Here is an 18,018-nt window from a genome sequence, read left to right on the forward strand (position 1 = left end):
ACTGCTCTATCATATATCAAAAATTAAAAAAATACAATTATGGAAGTAGATCTATTACATTTTGAAAAAAAATATCATAACTGTATTGTAGCAGGTATAGATGAAGCAGGTAGAGGACCGCTTGCAGGTCCGGTAGTAGCAAGTGCCGTTATAGTAGATAACGCCAATATTATAACGGGCATTAAAGATTCTAAAAAGCTTTCCAAAAAGAAAAGAGAATTACTATATGAACAAATCACTAGTAATTATGTTTGGGCAACTGCTATTATTTCTCATACCGAAATTGATGATATTAATATATTAGAGGCAACTAAAAAAGCTTGTTCTATTGCTGTAGCAAATCTTAGCCTTGAGCCAGAAATAGTGTTAGTTGACGGTAATATGCAGTTTAAGGATGAAAGATTTGTCAGTATAATTAACGGTGATAATTTATCATTATCGATTGCTGCGGCTTCTATTGTTGCAAAAGTTACTAGGGATCGTTTGATGCTAGACTTAAGTGCTGAATTTCCCCAATATTTATGGCACAAAAATTCCGGCTACGGTACCAAAGAACATATCGAAGCTATTAATATACACGGCTTATCACCGTATCATCGTAGGAGTTTTAGGTGTTGTTAATGGTATTGCCTGTGTGGACACTGAATCGTCATTGCGAGCAGCCATAGGCTGCGTGGCAATCTCATGAAATAATAACAAACTCCTGAGATTGTCAAAACTTACAGTTTTGCCTCGCAATGACGATGACGATTTTGGTATCCACAATGCACACCATTAACTCAACTCGAGTGCCGCCTCTTCTAGAGTTTTTAGCTGATCACGAAGTTTTACGGCTTGTTCAAATTCAAGATTACTTGCGGCTTTAAGCATTTCTTTCTTTAATTTATCAATATGAGTTTTTAGCTTAGCAGGATTATCAAATAAAGTATGAGCTTGTTTTTTATCAAGCTTACTATCGATTTTCTCAAATTCTGCTAAAGCGTGAATAGCACGGTTGATGGTTTTTGGAATTATGCCGTGTTTTTCATTATATTCCTGCTGAATTTGCCTTCTACGCAACGTTTCACTAACGGCTTTATCGATAGATTTAGTCATTTTATCGGCATAAAGTATAACTCTACCCGCGCTATTTCTTGCAGCTCTTCCTATTGTTTGTATTAACGATACTTCCGACCGCAAAAACCCCTCTTTGTCTGCATCAAGTATAGCAACTAAGCCGCATTCAGGGATGTCAAGCCCCTCCCTTAATAGATTAATACCGACTAAAACATCAATAGTACCTTGTCTTAAATCTCGTAAAATCTCTATACGCTCTAGAGTATGAACGTTAGAATGTAAATAAGAAGTTTTATATTTTAGCTCCTGCAAATAGGCGGTTAAATCTTCTGCCATTTTTTTAGTTAAGGTGGTGACTAGAACACGAAAACCTTGAGCGATAGTGGTTTGAATTTCGCTAATTAAATCCTCAACTTGGTTAGTAGCGGGTTTGATAATACATTCAGGATCAAGCAGCCCAGTAGGTCTGATAATCAATTCTACAACCGTGCCGCCGGTTTCTTCTAACTCGAACGGTCCTGGAGTTGCAGATACAAACACAGTTTGTGGTCTAAATTTGTCCCATTCTTCAAATTTTAAAGGTCTGTTATCAAGTGCAGAGGGTAGACGAAACCCATGCTCTACCAAAACTTTTTTCCTTGCTCGATCGCCGTTATACATCGCTCTAATTTGCGGTACGGATACATGGCTTTCATCAACAAATAATAATGCATCTTCTGGTAGGTATTCGAATAATGTAGGAGGCGGCTCACCGGCATTACGTCCTGTGAAAAAGCGAGAGTAGTTTTCAACGCCTTTACAGCTGCCGGTTTCCGTTAACATTTCAAGATCATATTGAGTACGTTGATTTAGCCTTTGAGTTTCAAGTGGTTTGTCTTGTGACTTTAAAAACTCTAAGCGTTGTTGTAATTCTTCTTCAATACCTGATATGGCATTATTGACCGTTGCTTGAGGCATCACAAAATGTGAATTACCAAAAACCATAGCTTTATCGAGCTTAACAAGTTTTTCACCTGTTAGGGGATCAAATTCATGGATATATTCGAGTTCATTACCGAAAAACGATAAACGCCAAGCTTTATCGCTGTAATGTGAGGGGAAAATATCGATGTTGTCGCCTTTAACTCTAAAACAGCCACGCTCAAATCCGATATCGTTACGCTTATATTGTAGATTTATCAAATCGTTTAGTAGCTGATCACGAGGGTAGCTTTGACCAGGCTCTAGATTAACCATCATTTGGTAATATAAATCGGGAGAGCCAAGGCCGTAAATACAGGAAACGGAAGAAACTACTATAACGTCACGACGCTCTAATAGCGATCTTGTAGCGGCATGACGCATTAAATCAATTTGTTCGTTAATTGATGAGTCTTTTTCTATAAAAGTATCGGTACGTGCTATATAAGCTTCGGGCTGGTAATAATCATAATATGAGACAAAGTATTCAACGGCATTCTTTGGAAAAAGCGATTTCATCTCTGAATAGATTTGGGCAGCTAAAGTTTTATTATGAGCCATAATAAGAGTAGGACGATTAGTTCTCTCTATAATATTTGCCATAGTAAAGGTTTTGCCTGATCCCGTAATACCAAGCAACATTTGTGAGCGTTTTTTGCTACTTAACCCTGCTATAATTTCATCTATTGCTTTTGGTTGATCGCCTGCCGGTTTATATTCTGAGATAATAGAAAAATTATTCATGCATTTTTACTTGCTTTAAAAACTATAGTTTAAGATAATATATTAAAATCTAACAAAAAAATATAACATTATGAATAAAGCTATATTACACACAATTATTGTTTATACTCTCGGTAGTTGTCCTTATTGTATAAAAGCTAAAGCATTGCTTGATGAGAAAAATGTTGCTTATGAGGAAATTGAAGTAAGTAATTTTACTCAGGAAGAGAAAGAAAAATTTATTAAGAAATCCGGTGGAAAAAAGACTGTCCCGCAGATATTTATAGATAATATGCATGTTGGCGGTTGTGATGCTCTGTTTGATCTTGAAAAAGAGGGAAGGCTAGATAAGCTGTTAGAAAATCAGCCAAAGACGACTTCACCTGCTGCCGGAGCGTAATTAATAAAAACGTCATTGCAAGGAAATTACGAAGTAATTGACGAAGCAATCTAAGGAGTTTGTTATTATTTTATGAGATTGCCACGCTCCCTACGGTCGCTCGCAATGACGATTTAGTATCCACGCGAGCAATGCCCGCTTTCAATGATGCTGAAAACTACCAAAACTTTAAAATGTTCAAAAACAAAACTCGCAAAAATTCATTCTCTCTACTTCTGCCGTATTTATGGTCGAAGGATTTTGATATACGCCTGCGTATTGTTACCTCTCTTATTTGTCTAGTCATAGCTAAAGTAATAAATATTTTCGTTCCTATTGTTTAATATATAATAGATGGGCTAAATAAAAACTTTGCTCTTTCGGTTATTATCGGGATTATTGTTGCATATGGCGGAAAATACTTGTTCAACAGTGAATTATGAAATATCATTTTTTCAAAAGTAGGGCATTAAGCAACTCGCTTAGTTGCTCTAAATGTCTTTAAGTACATGCTTTAAGTATGTGTTTTCACATTACTAGAAAAACAGAGGGCTTAAGTAGGTCAATAGAGCGTGGTACTAAAGGTATTGAAGCGGTACTGCGGTATTCGTTATTTTATATTTTTCCGACAAGCGTAGAAATTATATTAGTAAGCGGGATGTTATGGTATGTTTACAGTATTTGGTTTGCCGTAACTATTTTAATAACAATGATAGTTTATGTTGGTTATACTTGCCTAATCAGTATTTGGCGTATTTCTTTTGCAAGGGAAATGAACCAAAGCGATAACACCGCCCATAATAGAGCAATCGATAGTTTACTGAATTTTGAGACCGTTAAATATTTCGGTAATGAAGAATATGAGGCGATAAAGTTTAATGAGGTTTTACAAACTTATGAAAAATCAGCTACTAAAACTACTAACAGCATATTGATTTTAAATATCGGGCAGGATGTTATAATATCCTTAGGGCTTGTTATCCTTATGATACTTTCAGCAAATGCTATTAACCAAAATAAAATGATCGTCGGCGATTTAATAATGGTTAATACTTATCTATTTCAGCTATCAATTCTGCTTTCAATACTTGGCTTTGCTTATAGAGAAATTAAAAACGCTCTAGTTAGTATGGAAGATATGTTTAAGCTGCTTGATATACCTGTAGAAGTAGAGGATGCTTTGAACGAGAGCTAATTATCTTAAAAGGTGCGGTTAGTTTCGATAATGTTAGCTTTGCTTATAATCAGGAACGTCCGATTTTACATAATATAAGTTTTACGATCAAGAGCGGTAAAACTTTAGCAGTAGTCGGTAGTAGCGGGGCAGGGAAATCGACGATATCAGGCTTGCTTTTTAGGTTTTACAATATTAATAGCGGCAATATTACTATTGATGGTCAGGATATAAGAGAAGTCGCGCAACAATCGCTGCGTAAATCTATTGGAATTGTCCCGCAAGATACGGTACTGTTTAACGATACGCGATATATTACAACATCGCATACGGTAATAATGCAGCAAGCTACGATGAAGTTATAGCAGCCTCAAAAAATGCTCATATTCATGAGTTTATTAGCACGTTACCCGAAGGGTATGAGACGCAGGTAGGCGAGAGAGGCTTAAAGCTTTCGGGCGGTGAGAAACAGCGTATTGCAATTGCAAGAACCATCTTAAAAAATCCAGCAATATATGTTTTTGATGAGGCAACAAGTTCGCTTGATACTAAAGCCGAAAAGCTAATTCAAGCAAGCCTTAAAGAGATCTTGGCTCACCATACTACCCTTATCATTGCCCATAGACTCTCAACTATTATCGATGCAGATGAGATTATCGTTTTAGATAACGGTTATATAGTTGAGCGGGGCAACCATAAAACCTTGCTACAGCACAAAGGCTATTATGCCGAACTGTGGTATAAACAGCAAGAAGAGGAACATTCTTAAAATTTATCATTATATCAACTACAAGCTTTGTTAAGTGGTTTGGTAAAACCAGCTCGATGCCATTCCCGCGGAGGTTTTGTTGCGTGGATATCAAGTTGTCATTGCGAGCGAACGTTAGTGAGCGTGGCAATCTCAGGAATTCTTCTCAAGATTGCTGCGTCAAATTACTATGTAATTTTCCTCGCAATGACAAAAAAACTGATCCACGCAGGAATGACATGGATAGCTAATTGATATTTCAAAAAATTGGCTAAAATCTCTTGCAAGAATAGCGGTGACGTTATTCCGGGGTTTCAAGCCTCTATCCTAAGCGGTATTATCAGCCGTATATGGTATAATCCTCGACTTCATGGTCGGGGGATAGTAGCTATGTACAAGGTTTAAAGTGTAAGCTTTAAACCTAAAAGCTATTATAACTGTTCTGTGACGGTTCTTTGAACGTCCCAACCACCCGAAGTTAAAATCTTCGGTGGTTAAAACTTGAGCAATTTAAGTGTAATCACGGGAGCAACTACATGTTCAACAAAAATAATAAATTATTATCTAAAATATTACCGTTCTCTAAGAAAAATAAAGATTTAGAAAAACTAAGATCTAAGTTTAAACAAAGGTTAACAGAACAGGTAACGGTAGATGAGATAACAAGAATAGAGCAGCGTTCATTATATTTAGAAAGTATAAAATAATTCTAATATATAAAAAGTTTGTTAACTTTTACGATTATGTTATTGCATAGAAACGGTTGATGTCGTCATTGTAAGCGACTAAAGACCTTGTTTGTATGGATCGTTTATGTCATTTCCACGCAAGCGGGAATCCAGTAAAAAATGATCAAACAAAGAAAATTACATAAAAATTTAGTATATAATTTGCTTAAAAAACTAGATTTCTGCTTTCGCAGGAATGACATCGGCATCCGCGCAACAATGCCACGATTATAAATACAAGCAATTCTTGAAAGAAATTTATTATGTCTCTATTATTAAATATAATTCATTAAATTTAAGGCTAAGTAATCGTGACTGATAAATCTTCTTCTAATTTAGTACCGGTAAATATCGAAGATGAGATGAAAGTATCTTATCTTGATTATGCTATGAGCGTTATAGTAAGTAGAGCTATACCGGATGTTCGGGACGGCTTAAAGCCGGTACATCGCCGAATTATCTATTCCATGCATGAAGCCGGTAATCATGCTAGTAAACCTTATAGAAAATCCGCTAGAATAGTCGGTGACGTGATGGGTAAATACCATCCGCACGGCGATAGTGCTATTTACGACGCGTTAGTACGTATGGCACAAGATTTTTCCTTGCGTTTACCGCTTGTAGACGGGCAGGGTAATTTCGGTTCGATGGATGGTGATGCGGCGGCAGCAATGAGATATACCGAATCTCGAATGGCCAAAGTTTCGTATAAGCTCGTAGAGGATATCGATAAAGAGACTGTCAGCTTTAACCCTAATTACGATGGTTCTGAAGAAGAGCCTTCCGTACTTCCTGCAATGTTTCCCAATTTATTGGTGAACGGTAGCGGAGGCATTGCGGTCGGTATGGCAACTAATATCCCGCCTCATAATCTTGGTGAGGTTATCGATGCGTGCTGTTTATATATAGATAATAACGATATAGAAATATTAGATTTACTTGAAGTTGTTAAAGGACCGGATTTTCCTACAGGTTCAATGATTTTAGGCATTAGCGGTATTAGATCGGCATATCTTACCGGTAGAGGTAGTATCATTATGCGAGGTCGAGCCGAGATTGAGAATATCGGTAATAGCCGTCAAGCAATTGTTATTACCGAAATACCGTATATGGTAAATAAGGCAAGGCTCGTTGAGAAAATCGCTGAAATGGTTAAGGAAAAGCGTATAGAAGGTATAAGTGATTTACGTGATGAATCGAATAAAAACGGTGTAAGGATTTTTATTGAGTTAAAGAAAGACGTAGTTGCTGAAGTAGTCTTAAATCAAATATACGCATGTACGCAGCTACAAACTAGCTTCGGTGTTATTATGCTTGCTCTTAAAGACGGGCTACCGAAAGTGATGAATTTGAAAGAAGTAATTGCAGCTTTCGTTAGTTTTAGGGAAGTAGTAATTACTAACCGTACTATATATTTACTCAATAAAGCAAGAGATAGAGCTCATATTTTACTAGGACTAACTATTGCCGTTAGTAATATCGATGAAATAATACGTATTATTAAAACTTCAAATGACCCGAATGCAGCTAAACAAGAATTAATGGCTCGTCAGTGGGAAGCATTAAATATCCTACCGCTTGTAAAGTTGGTTGATGATAAAGCAATGTTAAACGAGCAGGATAAATGTAACTTTACCGAAGTGCAAGCTAAGGCAATCTTAGAAATGAGATTGCAACGCCTGACCGCTATGGAGAAAAACAAGCTTGAAGAGGATTTAAAGAACCTCACTACGGAAATCACCGAATATCTTAATATACTTGGCTCTCGTACAAGGTTACTTGAAATTTTAAAGGAAGAGCTCATTAAAGTTAAAGAAGAATTTGCGACTCCTCGTCTTACTTCAATTGAATTCGGTGAATTTGATCAAGATATAGAAGATTTAATTCAGCGTGAAGAAATGGTTGTAACCGTAACGCTTGGCGGGTATATCAAGCGTGTACCTCTAAGTAGCTATCGTGCGCAAAAACGTGGCGGTAAAGGAAGATCAGGGCTTTCAATGCGTGATGAAGATATTACCACGCAAGTTTTTGTCGGTAATACCCATACTCCTATGTTGTTCTTCTCAAATATCGGTCAGGTTTATAGTTTAAAACTGTATAAACTGCCTTTAAGTAATCCGCAGGGTAAGGGTAGACCGATGGTTAATATATTACCGCTGAAAGTAAATGAGCATATTACGAATATTATGCCGCTACCTGAAAATCAGGATGAGAGGGATAATTTAAACATTATGTTCGCAACTGCCAAAGGTAATATCAGAAGAAGCGATTTATTAGATTTCAAAAAGCTTCAGTCGAACGGTAAAATTGCTATTAGGCTTGATGAGGACGATAAATTAATAGACGTAAAACCATGTAAAGAAGACGAGCATATTTTACTTGCTACCAAAGCCGGTAAAGCTTTAAGATTCCCTGTTGAATCGCTGCGTGTTATTAAGAGCCGTACTTCTGATGGGGTACGAGGTATGAAGCTTGCCAAAGAGGATGCCGTAATTTCTATGACTGTGCTTAAAGGTATTAGTAGTACAAAAGAGGATAGAGATGCTTATTTATCCGTGCCGTGGGAGCAGAGATTAGAGATTGCTAAAGGTGAGGCGTTTAATCCTGAAGAACTTGGCGTAAGCTTAACTGCCCCGGCTATTGTAGAAATGGCAAATTCCGAAGAATTCATTTTAACCGTAACTGAGAACGGTTTTGGTAAGAGAAGCTCAGCTTATGGCTATAGAATTACTGACCGTGGCGGTAGCGGTATAATCAATATGGATATTAACGACAAAACTGGTTTAGTCGTCGGTGTTATGCCGGTTAAAATAGATGATGAGTTAATGCTGATTACCAATAGCGGTAAGTTAATTCGCTGTAAACTTGAGTCAGTACGTATTACGGGACGTAACACTAGCGGCGTAATCCTATTTAAGCTAGATGATGGTGAAAAAGTCGTGTCTGTCTCTTTAATTGCTGAAACTGCTGAAAGTGAAGAAGATAGTGAGTTAGAGGAAGAGGGATTAGAGCAATCTGAATAGGTGTAAGGGCTGAGGCGTTGTTATTCCCGCATAGCTCTTAAAAAGCTCTCGATGTCATTCTTGCGAAAGCATTTTGCATAGATACCTAAGTCGTCATTGTGAGGAGGTATTGTTGCGTGGACCGGTAAAACCCACTGTGTCACCCCGTGGTCAAGCCACGGGATGACAGAGGTGAAATTGCTTCACGCAACAATGCCTTGCGAGCAGCCATAGGCTACGTGGCAATCTCATGAAATAATAAAACTCCTGAGATTGCGGACGTACAAATTACTTTGTAATTTTCCTCGCAATGACGTTAATTTAGTAATTGATCTGCTTTTAGTTAACAATACCCCCCCAAAGAGCTTCTAGAAAAATATTGCAACACTAATTTTTCTCTCTATAATAACTGTATATTGAATTTATGAATATGCAAATATTAACTTTCCAGTCTTTTTTTACTACTATAACCGGTCTAAGCCGTTAACAATATCTCTTATCTTTCTTTTAATTATATTCATCTATTTAAATTAATTAATTATTAGGTAAGTTTTATGTTGCGTAAAATGCCACTTATTTTAATGGCTATTATCATAGCTATCATATTGTTAAACCCACTAATGAGTTTAGAAGTACAAAGGTTATTGTATTCAATAATATCTATTTCTATAATTGGATTATTTCTGTCTTTAATTATTTTTGGTTTACTTTTTAAATCTGTTGTAATGCTAGCCAAAGATGCAACACGTATAGTTTTCTTAATATTATTACTAGTATGTGGGTCTAATGTTTGTTCTACCTTCATAAGTCATTATGTAGGTATATACATATATCAATCGCTTTATCAATGATTTCTCCTATAGAAAATGATAGCTTAAAGCCTTTATGGTTGCTTAATTTTCCTAATATTATTTCTAATGATAAAGTCGTATTTAGTAGTAGTATCTTAGGCTTTATTTCCTCAAAATTGTGTGCTGAAGTTGCAATTGGATTGGCTTGTAAGCTAGAAGCATTTGTTGCAAAAATATTGCGATTGTTGATCTATATAATGCCCTTATTTATAATGGGCTTTATCGTAAAACTACAGTTTGATGAAGTATTAGATATAATTATTAAAGATTATATGTTCATTTTTGTGACGATCGTATTTGCTCAGTTTGGTTATATCTTTCTTGCTTATTTTATTTTAAGTAACTGTCGAGTTAAGGAATGCATAGTTAGCCTTAGTAATATGATGCCAGTGTCTATAAGTGGATTTAGTGCAATGTCTAGTGTTATAAGTATGGCACTTAGTATAATAGGAGCGGAAAATAATACAAATAATAAAGCACTCGCTCGTACCGTTGACCAATAACAGTCAATATTCATCTTGTTGGCGATTGTTTTGCCATATCGATTTTGGCTTATGCTATACTAAAAAGTTATGGATTAGCTGAACCTACTTTATTTAATTATTTTACTTTTTATTTTGTATTGGCAAAATTTTCAGTAGCAGCTATACCAGGTGGTAGAATTATTGTAATGCTCCCTATACTTAAACAATATCTAGGTTTTAATACTAATATGATGTCTCTGATTACAGCTCTTTATATCTTATTTGATCCTGTGATCACTTGTGCTAATGTTTTAGGAAATGGTGCTTTTGTTAAACTGATAGATAATATATATAGTGTAACTCAGAAAGCTTAATTTAAGCAAATTTGCACAGAGCAAGTCATGTTCCACCGTGAGCATTAATAAATATTTTAGCAATAGGACGAGGTTTCTCAAAATACTCTAGGTTCTTGCGTGCAGAAAATTAAATTATTTGTATTTTTAGATATTTTTGAGCAAAAATTAATAAGAACGCAAGAGCCTAATATCTATTTTGCTTTTAAAGTAATTGTTGAATTATCTATATTTGATAAATTAGATATTTGTGTTCCTTGAATTATTATTTTTTACGAAGAATTAGTGAATTTTTTAATCAAATCTCAAATATTATATAATTGATTTAAAAGAGAAAAAGCATATAATCTTTGTGTGGAAAGTGATATATTGGTAATAAATTATGATGTGGTTATTAATTACGATTGGTTTAACCGTTGCGGTTCTTATTATAGGGGTAGTATCGATGGCTATCGAAGGAAAGTTTGATAAGAAATTTAGTTCAAAGTTAATGACTTTAAGGGTTTTTTTTCAGGCAGTTGCTATATTTTTATTGATTATAATGTATTTTTATAAAGTTAATTTATAAATGTCTGAAAATAACTCAAAAGCTACTTAATCGATTTCTCTAATTTCTTCACGTAATTCTTCCCATTTGTCTAAAATTTCTTCTAATGTAACTTCTTCGACTTTTTTCTCTCCATCTTCAAAGTCCTTTAAATCTCTAATCAGTTTCCCTAGCTTTAATAATGAAATTTTTTTTCATTATACTGATCGCTACAATGTTCTTCGAGTTGTTCGGCAATTTCTTCAATATCACCCCAATGCATTATTATTCCTCCTTAATTTTATGCAGGCCTTATTTATTAACATGTTATCTGATATTTGCTATTATTTTTTACTAAATATTATTAATTCGACAAATTATTGCAAATAGGTGAGTTTATTATGCAACTATTGCCGGAATTAGGCAGGTTTGCTTTCTTTACATTTTGGTGATTTTATAGTATATTAAAATTAAATATTAAGATTTAATTATGTCAATATTACCGATAGTAAAGGCACCTGATGAAAGATTAAAGCAGAAATCTCAGCCGGTTTTAGAGTTTACCGATCAAACACGAAAATTTATGGATGATATGCTTGAAACTATGTACAATGAAGACGGTGCAGGGCTTGCAGCAGTACAAGTAGGGGTATTGAAACGTATTTTAGTAATTGATATACAAGATCATGATTCGGTAGCAAGACCAAAAGATTTTTATCCGCTTTTTATAGTGAATCCTGAAATAATAGAAAAAGCAGAAGAGCTAGTTACGGCTAACGAAGGTTGTATCTCATTACCGGAGCAACGTATTGAGGTGGCAAGACCGGCATCTATAAAGATTAGGTATTTAGACTATCAGGGTAAATCGCAAGAGCTTAAAGCAAATGATTGGCTTGCAAGAGTTATCCAGCATGAGTATGATCATTTAGAAGGTAAGCTTATGATTGATTATTTAAGTAATTTAAAACGAGATGTAGTACTTCGTAAGCTTAAGAAACTCAAAAATAATATAGTGTGAAAGTAATCTTTATGGGAACGCCTGAATTCGCTGTTCCCGCTCTTAAAAAACTTATAACTCATCACGAAGTTAAAGCTGTTTTTACACAGCAACCTAAAGCTAAGGGCAGAGGACTTAACTTAGCTAAATCTCCAATACATCAATTAGCATTTGAGCATCAAATTCCTGTTTATACTCCTTCTACTCTTCGTAATGATGAAATAATAAATCTAATTAATAAAGTTAATGCTGATATTATAGTTGTTATTGCCTATGGTTTTATTGTGCCGAAAGCTATATTAGAAGCTAAGAAATACGGCTGTCTTAATATCCATCCATCCGATTTGCCTCGTCACAGAGGAGCGGCTCCTCTGCAGCGTACTATTATAGAGGGTGACCGGAAAAGTAGTGTATGTATTATGCGTATGGATACAGGGCTTGATACAGGTGATATATTGATGAAAGAAGATTTTGATTTAGAAGAAAGAATAACATTGGAAGAACTGCATAACAAATGTGCAAATCTCGGAGCGGAGTTATTAATTAAAACACTTGCAAATATCGATAATATAGTACCAATAACACAGCCAAGTGACGGCGTTACGTATGCTCATAAATTAACTAAAGAAGAAGGAAAAATTAATTGGCATGAATCCGCATATAAAATAGATTGTAAAATAAGGGGCATGAATCCTTGGCCCGGAGCATATTTTAGTTATAATGATAAAATAATTAAAATCCTTGAAGCAGAATATTTAAATGCGGATCATCACTTTACTTCCGGTACCGTTATTAGCGATAAGCTGGAAATAGCTTGTGGAAGCGGTATATTACGAGTGAAAAAACTTCAGCAAGAGAGTAAAAAAGCTTTGAATATAGAAGAATTTTTACGTGGTACAAATATTTTAAAAGATACAGTATTAAAATAAGAGTATTATTATGGGTAAAGATAAAAAAGAAGTTAGGTTTAATGATAATTGAGATGTTAAGGAGTGTACCTCAAAGTTTGAAAAGAATAGTGATATTTATTCTTTAAAAAGGAAAGTAATTAATATAGTAGATGATGAAGTAGAGGATCAAACTAAGCTACTTACGGAAACTCAATTTCTTGTGAAAAAAACTCCACATGGTAAAACATCTCAATATGAAATTAGCGGCTTTATTAACAAAGCCGGCGAACATATAAACGATCCAAAGCAAATAAAAGAAATTTCAAAATTATACGCTCATGCCGTATTTGCTGATTTACAGAAAAATATTTTAGGTAAATTTGATAAGAACGGTAATTTAAGTATAACTAAAGATTTTGCAATTAATGAAAATCCAGTTTTTAGAAAAGACGGTAAATTATTATGGGTTAAAACTCAAAGCGGTTTGATAAAAAGAGAAGGAGAAATGACAGCGGTAAATCATATTTTACAAAAAGGCAGATTTTTGTGTGAAGATTTAGGCGGTAAGGTAGATACAAAATTAGGGACCACAAATCTAAACAAAAAGCCGACAAAGCCTACTTTAAAAAGAGGTTAAAATAACTTGAAGCCCTCTCATAAGAAATAAAATTAAAATTATTTGAAATTAGTGTTTGACAAGGTTTAAAAATATAGATATAAAATCATCACACAAAGTTTGAAACGTAAAACTTTGTAGCTGTTTAAAAAGTTGATAAAGCTAAAAACTAAATACACCGCGATAATAAAAATTTATATCGTGAGTAGATGCTGAAAATAAGAAAAATAATTGTGAAATTAATTCTGTATGCATTGTGTAATCTCAAGTTAAAAGCATAAGTAAATATAATAAGAGCATTTGGTGGATGCCTTGGCACTAGAAGGCGATGAAGGACGTAATACGCTGCGATAAGCTTCGGGGAGTTGCGAATAAGCCTTGATCCGAAGATTTCCGAATAGGGAAACCTACCTAATTTATTAGGTATTGTATAGTGAATACATAGCTATATGAGGCAAACCCAGCGAACTGAAATATCTAAGTAGCTGGAGGAAAGGACATCAACCGAGACTCCGTTAGTAGTGACGAGCGAACGCGGACCAGGCCAGTGGCTTCAAAAAAATAACTAAAACAACATGGAAAGGTTGACCATAGAGGGTGATAGTCCCGTATAGGTAAAAAGTTTGAAGTCCTTGAGTAAGGCGGGACACGTGAAATCCTGTTTGAACATAGGGGGACCACCCTCTAAGCCTAAGTACTCTCTAGTGACCGATAGTGAACAAGTACCGTGAGGGAAAGGTGAAAAGTACCCCGACAAGGGGAGTGAAATAGTATCTGAAACCAAATGCTTACAAGCAGTCGGAGCAAGCATATTTATATGTCTTGTGACGGCGTACCTTTTGTATAATGGGTCAGCGACTTAGTTTATCTAGCAAGCTTAAGCCGTTAGGTGTAGGCGTAGCGAAAGCGAGTCTGAATAGGGCGTTTAGTTAGATGAATTAGACCCGAAACCGGGTGATCTAGCCATGGCCAGGTTGAAAGCGGAGTAAAATCCACTGAAGGACCGAACCCACTACTGTTGAAAAAGTAGGGGATGAGCTGTGGTTAGGGGTGAAAGGCCAATCAAACTCGGATATAGCTGGTTCTCCGCGAAATCTATTTAGGTAGAGCGTTATAGCGATTACCATCGAAGGTAGAGCACTGAATGAGCTAGGGGGTCCCACAGACTTACCAAACTCAATCAAACTCCGAATGTCGATGAGTACAGCATAGCAGACAGACTATGGGTGCTAAGGTCCATAGTCGAGAGGGAAAAAGCCCAGACCGCCATCTAAGGTCCCTAAATCATGACTAAGTGTTAAAGGATGTGAGAAGACCAAAACAACTAGGATGTTGGCTTAGAAGCAGCCATCATTTAAAGAAAGCGTAATAGCTCACTAGTCTAAATAAGTTTTCTTGCGCCAACAATGTAACGGGGCTCAAGTCATGTACCGAAGATGCGGGTTTATGCATTTGGCATAAATGGTAGCGGAGCGTTCCGTAAGCCTGCGAAGGTGAACCGTAAGGTTTGCTGGAGGTATCGGAAGTGAGAATGCTGACATAAGTAGCGATAAAGAATGTGAGAAACATTCTCGCCGAAAGTCCAAGGGTTCTTGCGTAAAGTTAATCTGCGCAAGGTTAGTCGGCCCCTAAGATGAGGCTGAAAGGCGTAATCGATGGGAATCAGGTTAATATTCCTGAACCTGAAGGATGTGACGAAAATAGTAAATTGTACAGTCTTATTGGATTGATTGTGCGGTGAATATTTCCCAGGAAATAACACCTTCATTATAGACCGTACCCGAAACCGACACAGGTGGACAGGTAGAGTATACCAAGGCGCTTGAGAGAACGATGCTGAAGGAACTAGGCAAATTGCATCTGTAACTTCGGAAGAAAGATGACCTGTATATGGGCAACCATGTGCAGGTGGCACAAGCTAGGGGGTAGCGACTGTTTATTAAAAACACAGGGCTCTGCAAAGTCAATAGACGATGTATAGGGTCTGACGCCTGCCCAGTGCTGGAAGATTAAAAGGAGGGGTGCAAGCTCTGAATTGAAGTCCCAGTGAACGGCGGCCGTAACTATGACGGTCCTAAGGTAGCGAAATTCCTTGTCGGGTAAGTTCCGACCCGCACGAATGGCGTAACGATTTCCCCACTGTCTCCAGTATCGACTCAGCGAAATTGAATTCTCCGTGAAGATGCGGAGTTCCCGCGGTCAGACGGAAAGACCCCGTGAACCTTTACTATAGCTTTGCACTGGTGTTAGGAATCAGATGTGCAGGATAGGTGGGAGACTACGAAGCGAAGGCGTCAGCCTTTGTGGAGTCACCCTTGAGATACCACCCTTTTGGTGCTTGACATCTAACCGAGATCCTTGAATCAGGATCCGAGACAATGCATGGTGGGTAGTTTGACTGGGGCGGTCGCCTCCCAAAGAGTAACGGAGGCGCGCGATGGTTAGCTCAGGTTGGTCGGAAATCAACTTTTAGAGTGCAATGGCATAAGCTAGCCTGACTGCGAGTCTGACAAGACGAGCAGAGACGAAAGTCGGTCATAGTGATCCGGTGGTCCCGAGTGGAAGGGCCATCGCTCAACGAATAAAAGGTACTCCGGGGATAACAGGCTGATGATTTCCAAGCGTCCATAGCGACGAAATCGTTTGGCACCTCGATGTCGGCTCATCACATCCTGGGGCTGGAGAAGGTCCCAAGGGTTCGGCTGTTCGCCGATTAAAGTGGTACGTGAGCTGGGTTTAGAACGTCGTGAGACAGTTCGGTCCCTATCTGCCGTGGGTGTAGGAAGTTTGAGAGGATCTGCCTTTAGTACGAGAGGACCGAGGTGGACGTACCCCTGGTGGACCAGTTGTCGTGCCAACGGCACAGCTGGGTAGCTAAGTACGGAAGGGATAACTGCTGAATGCATCTAAGCAGGAAACCCACCTCAAAACTAGACTTCCCCATTAGAGCCGTGGAAGACCACCACGTTGATAGGTCGGGTGTGGAAGCACAGTAATGTGTGTAGCTAACCGATACTAATAGCTCGATTGATTTACTTTGCTGTGAGATTACATATGCATATAGTGTTAATGCTATAAGAGTGTAGTATCTACTCACAAGGTTATCAGGTTAAATAGTTTTATCAACTAATAAAAATGTTATTGCATAACTAATTTTATACTGTAGCCTTGCCACGATATCCAGCGAAAATTATTTTGCTGAGTATCGTAGTAAAAGTTAAGATATGATGTTGAGGATTTTTTTGAGTCGTGCAACAACATTAACAGCAAACTATAATACAAATCATTTTTAAAAGTTTGTATTGCTAGCTTGGTGGTTATAGCATGAGTGAAACACACGATCCCATCCCGAACTCGAATGTGAAACCTCATAGCGCTAATGGTACTATGTCATAAGGCATGGGAGAGTAAGTCGCTGCCAAGCTTGCAATGCAAATTTTTAATTATCTTTCTTTCTCTTGATGAGAATATTTTATATTCATAATTTTTACCTTTCTCTATATTAGTAATGCTTACGCATTAAAGAATAAACATCAATTTATTTCCATAGAATCGCTAAAATATAACATAGAAATTAAAAAGCTGTTTAAAGAAAAAAATACTGGTCAATTTATTTTAGAGTTACCAAACGTCACAGTAATTAATGAAGGTGGAATTTTAACTAAAGAAGGTTATATTCTACAAGATACTCAAACAAGCTTAGGTGATCAACATCGTTTATTAAAAAAACGAGATATTAATACTAAAAATCCTTTATATTTTAATGGAAAATTAGCAGTAATTTTATCTTTTGGTTCTGAAAATTGGTATCATTGGCTGCTACAAATTTTGCCTAGATTAATTATATTAAAAGAATCAGCTCTTGAATATGATCGTATCTATATTAATAATTTAAAATATTCATGGCAAATTAAGTCATTAGAAATAGTATTAAATTATTTAAATATAACGGAAGATAAGCTTTTTGTAGTAGATAGTGACTGTATAATTCAAGCTACTAGACTAATTGTTCCATCTGTACCGTTTATTCTGGTAAAAGGTACACCTTTTCCTTTATGGTTAAAAAAAGATTTAAGAAATATTTTTATTAAAGATAATAGTAAAGCATACGATAAAATATATATTTCTCGTAAATACGCTTCTACCCGAAAAATAGTTAATGAAGAGGAATTAATAGAAAAAATTGAGAGATCCAGTTTGAAAGTAATATATCTAGAGCTATCCTGCCCGTATGAACAGGCCCAGCTTTTTAATAAAGCAAAAATAATAGTTGGATCGCACGGATCAGGATTTGCTAACTTTATTTTTGTGGCTCCAAAATGCAAAGTAGTAGAGATTGATCACGGTACAACTCCCTCTAGAAGTTTTTATAAAAGAATGGCAAATTATATGTCATGCGATTATTATCCTTTTTATGTAGATCATCAGACAACAGAAGAGCATTTAGAGACGATATAAAGATCAATATTGATGAATTTATTAAGTTTCTTAGAGGTCATCTGTAAATATAAATTTTAATTAGTAATTAAAGAGCTTTTTTAGCGAAAATTG

15 protein-coding genes, 2 rRNA genes and 2 pseudogenes are annotated in these 18,018 nt (G+C 36.3%); 16 read left to right on the forward strand and 3 right to left on the reverse strand.

Annotated features, from left to right (window positions below; all coding sequences use genetic code 11):
* The first annotated feature begins 39 nt into the window (after positions 1–39).
* Complete coding sequence (locus tag WSW_RS0102750) at positions 40–621, forward strand: ribonuclease HII (protein WP_010976924.1); 582 nt, start codon at positions 40–42, stop codon at positions 619–621.
* A gap of 153 nt (positions 622–774) precedes the next feature.
* On the opposite strand, the gene uvrB is transcribed toward WSW_RS0102750, so the two are convergent.
* A complete protein-coding gene (uvrB, locus tag WSW_RS0102755) occupies positions 775–2,760 on the reverse strand; it encodes an excinuclease ABC subunit UvrB (protein WP_016916988.1) in 1,986 nt (661 codons plus the stop codon).
* Positions 2,761–2,830: 70 nt separating this feature from the next.
* On the opposite strand from uvrB, the gene grxC reads away from it, so the two are divergent.
* From grxC to gyrA, 5 genes and pseudogenes are all read left to right on the forward strand, one after another.
* Positions 2,831–3,139: a glutaredoxin 3 gene (grxC, locus tag WSW_RS0102760; RefSeq protein ID WP_016916989.1), complete on the forward strand. Its 309-nt coding sequence runs from the start codon at positions 2,831–2,833 to the stop codon at positions 3,137–3,139.
* A 173-nt stretch (positions 3,140–3,312) separates the two neighbouring features.
* A pseudogene (locus WSW_RS1000000113560) lies at positions 3,313–5,061 on the forward strand (ABCB family ABC transporter ATP-binding protein/permease).
* A 246-nt stretch (positions 5,062–5,307) separates the two neighbouring features.
* Complete coding sequence (locus tag WSW_RS1000000111945) at positions 5,308–5,445, forward strand: hypothetical protein (RefSeq protein ID WP_167316245.1); 138 nt, start codon at positions 5,308–5,310, stop codon at positions 5,443–5,445.
* Positions 5,446–5,576: 131 nt separating this feature from the next.
* Positions 5,577–5,747 (forward strand): hypothetical protein, encoded by a 171-nt coding sequence (locus WSW_RS1000000111950; RefSeq protein WP_016916990.1) that lies wholly within the window; start codon positions 5,577–5,579, stop codon positions 5,745–5,747.
* Between the two features lie 332 nt (positions 5,748–6,079).
* Entirely contained in the window at positions 6,080–8,791 is a 2,712-nt protein-coding gene (gene gyrA, locus WSW_RS0102775) for a DNA topoisomerase (ATP-hydrolyzing) subunit A (protein ID WP_016916991.1), read from the forward strand.
* A gap of 520 nt (positions 8,792–9,311) precedes the next feature.
* On the opposite strand, the gene WSW_RS0102780 is transcribed toward gyrA, so the two are convergent.
* Positions 9,312–9,575, reverse strand: coding sequence for a hypothetical protein (locus tag WSW_RS0102780; protein WP_016916992.1), 264 nt, complete (start codon positions 9,573–9,575; stop codon positions 9,312–9,314).
* Between the two features lie 42 nt (positions 9,576–9,617).
* On the opposite strand from WSW_RS0102780, the gene WSW_RS1000000113565 reads away from it, so the two are divergent.
* From WSW_RS1000000113565 to WSW_RS0102805, 4 genes are all read left to right on the forward strand, one after another.
* On the forward strand, positions 9,618–10,124 hold the full coding sequence (locus WSW_RS1000000113565) for a cation:dicarboxylate symporter family transporter (RefSeq protein ID WP_193427812.1): 507 nt from the start codon (positions 9,618–9,620) through the stop codon (positions 10,122–10,124).
* Between the two features lie 44 nt (positions 10,125–10,168).
* Positions 10,169–10,459 (forward strand): cation:dicarboxylate symporter family transporter, encoded by a 291-nt coding sequence (locus tag WSW_RS1000000113570; protein ID WP_029374959.1) that lies wholly within the window; start codon positions 10,169–10,171, stop codon positions 10,457–10,459.
* A 99-nt stretch (positions 10,460–10,558) separates the two neighbouring features.
* Positions 10,559–10,699, forward strand: a complete 141-nt coding sequence (locus WSW_RS01000000108110) for a hypothetical protein (RefSeq protein ID WP_016916993.1) — start codon at positions 10,559–10,561, stop codon at positions 10,697–10,699.
* A 121-nt stretch (positions 10,700–10,820) separates the two neighbouring features.
* A complete protein-coding gene (locus WSW_RS0102805) occupies positions 10,821–11,006 on the forward strand; it encodes a twin transmembrane helix small protein (RefSeq protein ID WP_016916994.1) in 186 nt (61 codons plus the stop codon).
* A 26-nt stretch (positions 11,007–11,032) separates the two neighbouring features.
* On the opposite strand, the pseudogene WSW_RS1000000113860 reads toward WSW_RS0102805, so the two are convergent.
* Positions 11,033–11,247, reverse strand: a pseudogene (locus WSW_RS1000000113860) (Fe-S cluster assembly protein IscX).
* A gap of 207 nt (positions 11,248–11,454) precedes the next feature.
* Here WSW_RS1000000113860 and def point away from each other — a divergent pair.
* From def to WSW_RS1000000109260, 6 genes are all read left to right on the forward strand, one after another.
* Positions 11,455–11,982 (forward strand): peptide deformylase, encoded by a 528-nt coding sequence (def, locus tag WSW_RS0102815; protein WP_016916995.1) that lies wholly within the window; start codon positions 11,455–11,457, stop codon positions 11,980–11,982.
* Positions 11,979–12,890 carry a methionyl-tRNA formyltransferase gene (fmt, locus tag WSW_RS0102820; protein WP_010976939.1) on the forward strand — a complete coding sequence of 304 codons (912 nt, stop codon included), beginning with the start codon at positions 11,979–11,981 and terminating at the stop codon, positions 12,888–12,890. Before def ends, fmt begins: the two co-directional genes overlap by 4 nt.
* Before the next feature lie 181 nt (positions 12,891–13,071).
* Positions 13,072–13,488 carry a hypothetical protein gene (locus WSW_RS0102825; RefSeq protein ID WP_016916996.1) on the forward strand — a complete coding sequence of 139 codons (417 nt, stop codon included), beginning with the start codon at positions 13,072–13,074 and terminating at the stop codon, positions 13,486–13,488.
* Between the two features lie 258 nt (positions 13,489–13,746).
* Positions 13,747–16,507 (forward strand): 23S ribosomal RNA (locus WSW_RS0102830).
* Between the two features lie 269 nt (positions 16,508–16,776).
* Positions 16,777–16,891: ribosomal RNA gene (rrf, locus tag WSW_RS0102835) — 5S ribosomal RNA — on the forward strand.
* A gap of 404 nt (positions 16,892–17,295) precedes the next feature.
* Complete coding sequence (locus WSW_RS1000000109260; protein ID WP_016916997.1) at positions 17,296–17,925, forward strand: glycosyltransferase family 61 protein; 630 nt, start codon at positions 17,296–17,298, stop codon at positions 17,923–17,925.
* Positions 17,926–18,018: the final 93 nt, after the last annotated feature.

This window comes from Rickettsia honei RB (assembly GCF_000263055.1).
GTDB classification, from domain to species: Bacteria; Pseudomonadota; Alphaproteobacteria; order Rickettsiales; family Rickettsiaceae; genus Rickettsia; species Rickettsia rickettsii.